4 protein-coding genes are annotated in these 4,260 nt (G+C 72.7%); all 4 read right to left on the reverse strand.

Annotation, left to right across the window (positions count from 1 at the left end; all coding sequences use genetic code 11):
- On the reverse strand, nt 1-913 hold a 913-nt coding region (locus tag GH736_RS18110), incomplete at its 3' end, for a sulfate adenylyltransferase subunit 1 (RefSeq protein ID WP_159605820.1).
- Nucleotides 913-1,836 carry a sulfate adenylyltransferase subunit CysD gene (gene cysD, locus GH736_RS18115; protein ID WP_235934434.1) on the reverse strand — a complete coding sequence of 308 codons (924 nt, stop codon included), beginning with the start codon at nt 1,834-1,836 and terminating at the stop codon, nt 913-915. The genes GH736_RS18110 and cysD, both read right to left, overlap by 1 nt.
- Nucleotides 1,833-2,576 (reverse strand): phosphoadenylyl-sulfate reductase, encoded by a 744-nt coding sequence (locus GH736_RS18120; protein WP_159605824.1) that lies wholly within the window; start codon nt 2,574-2,576, stop codon nt 1,833-1,835. The genes cysD and GH736_RS18120 overlap by 4 nt, the downstream gene beginning before the upstream one ends.
- Nucleotides 2,573-4,260, reverse strand: a 1,688-nt coding sequence (locus GH736_RS18125) for a nitrite/sulfite reductase (RefSeq protein ID WP_159605826.1), incomplete at its 5' end; no start/stop codon positions are given. The genes GH736_RS18120 and GH736_RS18125, both read right to left, overlap by 4 nt.

Here is a 4,260-nt window from a genome sequence, read left to right on the forward strand (position 1 = left end):
GCGGGGCGGATGCCGCGTCGAGCTCACGCGGGCCGGCGTCGATGCCCGTCACGGTGGTGGTCGCGCCGCCGGGGAACACCTGCACCCGGTCGCCGAGGCGCACGGTGCCCGAGGCGATACGTCCGGCGAAGGCACGGTAGTCGCGGAAGCGCTCGGGGTCGGCGACGTCGGGTGCCAGCGCGCCCTGCGGCCGGATGACGAGCTGCACCGGCATCCGCAGCGCCTCGAGCTCGGTCTCGAGCTCGTCGACCGACGGCAGGGACTCGAGCAGCTCGAGCAGGCTCGGGCCGTCGTACCAGGGCGTGTTCGGCGAGCGGTCGACGACGTTGTCGCCGGCCAGCGCCGAGACGGGGATGACGTGCGCCTCGGGCAGGCCGAGCTCGCGTGCGAGGGTGGTGACCTCGTCGGCCACCGACGTGAAGGCCGCCTCGGAGTAGCCGAGCAGGTCGATCTTGTTCACCGCGACGATGACGTGCGGCACGCGCAGCAACTGCACCACGGCGAGGTGGCGCCGGGTCTGCTCGAGCACGCCGTTGCGGGCGTCGACCAGCACGACGACCGCGTCCGCCGTGGTCGCGCCGGTGACCATGTTGCGCGTGTACTGCACGTGGCCGGGGCAGTCGGCGAGGATGAACGACCGCCGACCGGTCGAGAAGTAGCGGTAGGCGACGTCGATCGTGATGCCCTGCTCGCGCTCGGCGCGCAGGCCGTCGGTGAGCAGCGCGAAGTCGATCGCGCCCGGCTCGCCGCCGAAGCCGCGCTCCGCCGACGTGCGGGTGACCGACTCGAGCTGGTCGGCGAGGATCGCCTTCGAGTCGTGCAGCAGGCGGCCCACCAGGGTGGACTTGCCGTCGTCGACCGAACCGGCCGTCGCGAAGCGGAAGAGGGCGTCGCCCACGCGTGCGTCGCTCATCAGAAGTACCCGTCCTTCTTGCGGTCCTCCATGGCGGCCTCCGAGATGCGGTCGTCGGCCCGGGTCGCGCCGCGCTCGGTGAGCGTCGACGTGGCGACCTCCGCGACGACGTCGGCGACGGATGCGGCATCCGATTCGACCGCGCCCGTGCAGCTCATGTCGCCGACCGTGCGGTACCGCACGGTGCGACGCTCGACGACCTCGTCGGGCCGCGCGGGCGAGACGTCGGAGACCGCGCGCCACATGCCGTCGCGCCGGTAGACCTCGCGCTCGTGCGCGTAGTACAGCGGCGGGAGCTCGATGCCCTCGCGCTCGATGTAGCGCCACACGTCGAGCTCGGTCCAGTTCGAGATCGGGAAGGCGCGCACGTGCTGGCCGACGGTGTGCCGGCCGTTGTAGAGGTCCCAGAGCTCGGGGCGCTGGTTGCGCGGGTCCCACTGGCCGAACTCGTCGCGCAGGCTCAGGATGCGCTCCTTCGCGCGGGCCTTGTCCTCGTCGCGGCGTGCGCCGCCGAAGACGGCGTCGTGGCGGCCGGCGGCGATGGCGTCGAGCAGCGGCTGCGTCTGCAGCGGGTTGCGGGTGCCGTCGGCGCGCTCCTGCAGGCGGCCGTCGTCGAGGTAGTCCTGCACGGCGGCGACCTCGAGTCGCAGGCCCAGGCGCTCGACCGTGCGGTCGCGGAAGTCGATGACCTCGGGGAAGTTGTGGCCCGTGTCGACGTGCAGCACGGGGAACGGCACCTTCGCCGGCCAGAACGCCTTCGCGGCCAGGTGCAGCACGACGACGGAGTCCTTGCCGCCCGAGAAGAGCAGCACGGGCCGCTCGAACTCGGCGACGACCTCGCGGATGATGTGGATCGACTCGGCCTCGAGGGTGTCCAGCGCGTCGAGGCGCGTGCTCGGTGCGAGGGTGTCGGTGACGCTCATAGGTGCAGCCCGCATTCCGTCTTGGCGAGGCCGGCCCAGCGGCCCGACCTCGGGTCCTCGCCCGCGGCGACGGGCTTCGTGCACGGCTCGCAGCCGATCGAGGGGTAGCCGTGCGACATCAGGAGGTTCACGGGCACCTGGTGGGCGCCCGCGTGGTCGAGGAGCTCGTCGAACGTCCATGCCGCGAGGGGGTTCACCTTCACGAGGCCGTTGCGCTCGTCCCACTGCACGAGGGGGGTGTTCGTGCGGGTCGGCGCCTCCTCGCGGCGCACGCCCGTGAACCACACCTCGTAGCCCGACAGCGCCTGCTGCAGCGGAGCCACCTTGCGGCGGGCGCAGCAGAGGCCGGGGTCGCGGGCGAACAGCTCGGCGCCGAACTCGGCGTCCTGCTGGGCCACGGTCTGCTCGGGCAGCACGTCGACCACGCGCACGTCGAGGGCGCGGGCGACCTCGTCGCGCGTCACGTAGGTCTCGGTGAAGTGGTAGCCCGTGTCGAGGAAGAGCACGTCGACGCCCGGCAGGTCTGCCGCGACCACGTGCGGCAGCACGGCGTCGGCCATCGAGCAGGCGACGGCCGCGGCATCCGACCCGAAGTTGCGGGCAACCCACGCGATGACCTCGGCGGCGGATGCCTCGTGGTCGGTGAGGCTGCCGAGCTCGGCGTCGCCCGCCTCGGCGAGGGCGCGCAGCTCGTCGTGCGACCGCAGGGTCGCGGCCCGCGGTGCCAGGGACACGCTCACTGCAGGGCCTCCTCGTCGGCTCGGTGCGCCCATTCGGCGAACGTCTCGTCGGAGGCGCTCTCGCGCTCGGCGAGGAAGCGGCGCACGACGCGCTCCACGTAGTCGGCGAGCCCGTCGGCCGTGACCTTGAGGCCGCGCACCGTGCGACCGGTGCCGGCCTCCTCGCGGGTGGCCGAGGCGAGCCCGCCACCCAGGTGCACCTGGAAGCCCGGCGTCTGGCCGCCGTCGCCGTCGGGGAGGAGCTGGCCCTTGAGCCCGATGTCGGCGGTCTGGATGCGGGCGCACGAGTTCGGGCATCCGTTCACGTGCAGGCTGATCGGGTGCGGCAGGTCGATGCCGGCGAGCCGCTCCTCGAGGGCGATGACCGCGTTCGTCGCGGTCTGCTTCGTCTCGACGATGGCGAGCTTGCAGAACTCGATGCCCGTGCAGGCGATCGTGCCGCGCCGGATGAGGCTCGGCCGCGCCTGCAGCCCGATGGCGTCGAGCTCGGCGATGACCTGCTCGACGTCGGCCTCCTCGATGTCGAGGAGCACGAGCTTCTGGTGCGGCGTCGTGCGCAGGCGCCCCGAGCCGTGACGCTCGAGCACGTCGGCGATCGCGGTGAGGATCGACCCCGACACCCGCCCGACGAACGGGGTGACGCCGATGTAGAAACGTCCGTCCTTCTGGCGGTGCACGCCCACGTGGTCGCCCTGCGTGAGCGGCTTCGGCGCGGGAGGGCCGTCGGGCAGCGCGGCGCCCAGGTACTCGGTCTCGAGCACCTCGCGGAACTTCTCGGCGCCCCAGTCGGCGACGAGGTACTTGAGGCGGGCCTTGTTGCGCAGGCGGCGGTAGCCGTAGTCGCGGAAGATCGACGTGACGCCGAGCCACACGTCGGGCACCTGCTCGGGCGCCACCCAGGCGCCGAGGCGCACGGCGAGGTGCGCCGCCGTCGAGAGGCCGCCGCCGACCCACAGGTCGTAGCCGATGCCGAGCTCGGGGTGGTCGACGGCGACGAACGCGACGTCGTTGATCTCGTGCACGACGTCCTGGCTGGGGTGGCCCGTGATCGCCGTCTTGAACTTGCGCGGCAGGTTCGCGAGCTCGGGGTCGCCGATGTAGCGGGCCGTGATCTCGTCGATCGAGGGCGTGGGGTCGATGAGCTCGTCGGCGGCGATGCCGGCGACGGGCGAGCCGAGCACCACGCGCGGCACGTCGCCGCACGCCTCGGTGGTCGAGAGGCCCACGGACTCGAGCCGGCGCCAGATCTCGGGCACGTCCTCGACCCGCACCCAGTGCAGTTGCACGTTCTGCCGGTCGGTGAGGTCGGCCGTGTCGCGCCCGAACTCGGTGGAGATGCCGCCGATCACCCGCAGCTGCTCGGTCGTCAACTGCCCCCCGTCGATGCGGACGCGGAGCATGAAGTACTCGTCCTCGAGCTCGTGCGGCTCGAGCGTGGCGGTCTTGCCGCCGTCGATGCCCGGCTTGCGCTGCGTGTAGAGGCCCCACCAGCGGAAGCGGCCGTGCAGGTCGGTCGGGTCGATGCTCGCGAACCCGCCGGCGGCGTAGGTCGACTCGATGCGCTCGCGCACGGCGAGGCCGCCGTCCTCCTGCTTCCACACCTCGTTCGGGTTGAGCGGGGCGGTGCCGTCGACCTTCCACTGCCCGTGCGGGCGGGAGGCGGGGCGCGGCGGACGGGCGGGGC

Origin of the sequence: Agromyces humi, assembly GCF_009720255.1 — a bacterium.
GTDB lineage: Bacteria > Actinomycetota > Actinomycetes > Actinomycetales > Microbacteriaceae > Agromyces > Agromyces humi.

Excerpts from the sequence above, each read along its gene's own strand:
- cysD (WP_235934434.1), bottom strand. The coding sequence starts at position 1,836 with ATGAGCGTCACCGACACCCTCGCACCGAGCACGCGCCTCGACGCGCTG.